Genomic DNA, 541 nt, shown 5'->3' on the forward strand with positions numbered 1-541 from the left:
AATATTCAGATAAATTTTTTTTAATGTTTCAAATGATTTAAATATTATTCGAAAATTAATTGGTTGCGGGGGTAGGATTTGAACCTACGACCTTCGGGTTATGAGCCCGACGAGCTACCAGACTGCTCCACCCCGCGATAATAAAAATATAAGATACTTCATGGTGGAGGATGCAGGGCTCGAACCTGCGACCCCCTGCTTGTAAGGCAGGTGCTCTCCCAGCTGAGCTAATCCTCCAAGATGTGAAAATTATTAGTACATGGTTTTGACAAAGATCATAAAATCTTGTCATAAATTAATAAATATGGTGACCCGTACGGGATTCGAACCCGTGTTACCGCCGTGAAAGGGCGGTGTCTTAACCGCTTGACCAACGGGCCTAAGTGATAAAATGAATCCAAATATAATAAGGTGGCGGAGAGCGAGGGATTTGAACCCTCGAGACGGTTTAACACCGCCTACACGATTTCCAATCGTGCTCCTTCGGCCACTCGGACAGCTCTCCATTATGGCTCCACAGGTAGGATTCGAACCTACGACC

At 44.9% G+C, this 541-nt stretch carries 4 tRNA genes; all 4 read right to left on the minus strand.

The features are described 5' to 3' along the window. Window positions 1–60: 60 nt before the first annotated feature. Window positions 61–137: transfer RNA gene (locus tag B494_RS0111665), tRNA-Met, on the minus strand. 24 nt (window positions 138–161) lie between these two features. Beyond that, window positions 162–237, minus strand: a tRNA-Val gene (locus tag B494_RS0111670). Window positions 238–305: 68 nt separating this feature from the next. Beyond that, a tRNA-Glu gene (locus tag B494_RS0111675) sits at window positions 306–380 on the minus strand. Between the two features lie 32 nt (window positions 381–412). Continuing rightward, window positions 413–505 (minus strand) — tRNA-Ser (locus B494_RS0111680). Between the last annotated feature and the right edge of the window lie 36 nt (window positions 506–541).

This window comes from Amphibacillus jilinensis Y1 (genome assembly GCF_000306965.1).
In the GTDB taxonomy this organism is placed as follows: Bacteria; Bacillota; Bacilli; order Bacillales; family Amphibacillaceae; genus Amphibacillus_C; species Amphibacillus_C jilinensis.